General features: G+C 41.8%; 3 protein-coding genes. All 3 read left to right on the top strand.

Annotated elements, in window-relative coordinates; genetic code table 11:
* A partial coding sequence (locus Xbed_RS18490) for a terminase TerL endonuclease subunit (protein WP_244182562.1) occupies positions 1-397 on the top strand: 397 nt, incomplete at its 5' end.
* 275 nt (positions 398-672) lie between these two features.
* Entirely contained in the window at positions 673-936 is a 264-nt protein-coding gene (locus Xbed_RS18485) for a helix-turn-helix domain-containing protein (RefSeq protein ID WP_086114285.1), read from the top strand.
* 189 nt (positions 937-1,125) lie between these two features.
* Entirely contained in the window at positions 1,126-1,284 is a 159-nt protein-coding gene (locus tag Xbed_RS20045) for a DUF1889 family protein (RefSeq protein WP_208612280.1), read from the top strand.
* The last annotated feature ends 674 nt before the right edge of the window (positions 1,285-1,958 follow it).

Raw genomic sequence — 1,958 nt, 5'->3', positions numbered from 1 at the left:
AGACAGCCAGCACTTTGATATCAAACTGGTAGGTTTTGACACATGGAACGCCACCCACTTACGCACCCAATTACAGGGCGCAGGGCTGGATGTTGAGCCATTCCCGCAAACCTATATGCGGTTTAGTCCGGTGGCTAAGTCTGCTGAGGTGTTCGTAAATCGCAAGGTCATTCGTCACAATGGCGATCCGGTACTGGCATGGGCAATGTCCAATGTGGTGATGGAAACGGACGCGAACGCCAATATCAAGCCGAACAAGAAGAAATCGGCGAACAAAATCGACCCCGCGATTGCGTTTTTGATGAGTTTTGGGACGTGGCAGGCAGAACATGAAGAGTTTGCGTTTAGTCTCAGTGAGGAACAGCAGCAGCGCCTTAACACGTTTAATGGAATATAACGAAAAAAGTTAAACGTTTATACGAGTTCGCTTATTGAGTCAGATAAAACAATCGGTTAAAGTAGCTCTGCCATTGGCAAAATCCAATGGTCAAGGTTTAGCAGCCTTGTGTACCCAAACACTGGTAGGATATTTCTGCCAGTGCGCTTGCTATCACCCTTTCAATGGTGGTTCAGGTGGGGGAGGTTTCGGCCTCGCCGGTGGGTACTCCGGTCTGCTAACCCTGTCTGAATCACCACCATCAATTTTATCAATTAATGGAAGGGGTAGCAGGAATGAATAACGTTAGAAATGATTGGCATCAAGCTGATATTATTGCTGCATTACGTAAACGTGGTACAACCTTAGCGGCTGTCTCCCGTGAAGCTGGACTCAGTTCATCTACACTGGCAAATACGCTGTCACGCCCTTGGCCGAAGGGTGAATGGATTATCGCTGATTACCTTGAAATACATCCCTCAGAAATCTGGCCTAGTCGGTATTTTGATATGAACGGTCATCTTATTGAACGCAAGGTACGCAATAAGCCGTTGGAATAATTATCTCTTAAGTTGTTATCTATTTTTTTGTGAAAAGAATAATTTTTGATACGAAGCCTTGAAATTGAAATGGTATCCAGACTTAACCATTTTTAGATTCATGGCTTTTTTGTATTTAGGTATTAACTCCTTCATTTCTATGATGAAAGTTACATCAAAGGAACTCTAAGTTTCTCAAAAATGAGGGAAATGAATCACTCTCTAATAATATATTTATTTGGAGAAACAATAGCAATTGAGATACTCAGTTTACTAAAAAAAGTCGCTGGTTGGGCGGATAAAATTAACTCTGGTGAACGAGTCGTTATTAAACATCCAAGGTTGGGTGAGAAATTTAAGCAAGAGTAATGTGTTTTTAAATAGCTAAAGTAACTTCACTGAGGCCGCATATCGCGGTCTTTTTTGATAACTTTGGTTGAGTTACCTCTTCTTTACACATTGTAAAGTTAACTGTTTATACTTTGTCTTACTTTCTAAAGGTATCCTATAAGTATCCTTAAAAAAACTAAGAAACCACGAAATTATCGTAACTCATTGATAATATTGGTGGGTCGTGGGAGGCTCGAACTCCCGACCAATTGATTAAGAGAGCATAGAGCTACTATCTAAAACAACTAGATACAGCGAAAGCCGCCGCTCACAGCGCCTCATTTCGCAAAAGTTAGAAAAACATCGAATACCTGCAAAATCTTTCACGCCCCAATTGCGTCCCATCTTTTTAACCTCATAACAAAATTAACGGAGTAGGGGAGGCTATTCCTCACCCATCCGCCGCCCACTTTTCACCCACCCCCACCAATATCCCCACAATCCCTCATTTTGAATACAAAACACCCTGAATAATTGCTGATCTTTTAATCCACAATGCGACATTAGCCGTTTTCTATAGGTTACTGTAACTATACGGGCGTTTCTATTAAAGGTTGGTTTGTCGGGAACGGTGGAGCAGGCGAGAAACTTCACAGCGTTGAAATTAAAATCCACCAATATTGAATATAATGGCCGGAATTTAGCCTATCAGG

Source organism: Xenorhabdus beddingii, assembly GCF_002127545.1.
GTDB classification, from domain to species: Bacteria; Pseudomonadota; Gammaproteobacteria; order Enterobacterales; family Enterobacteriaceae; genus Xenorhabdus; species Xenorhabdus beddingii.
The sequence above is the reverse complement of the archived record's forward strand: the minus strand, read 5'-3'. Positions and strand labels throughout refer to the sequence as shown.

Bases quoted from the DNA above. Each gene is read 5' to 3' on its own strand.
- Xbed_RS18485 (WP_086114285.1), top strand. From the start codon at position 673: ATGAATAACGTTAGAAATGATTGGCATCAAGCTGATATTATTGCTGCA.
- Xbed_RS20045 (WP_208612280.1), top strand. From the start codon at position 1,126: ATGAATCACTCTCTAATAATATATTTATTTGGAGAAACAATAGCAATT.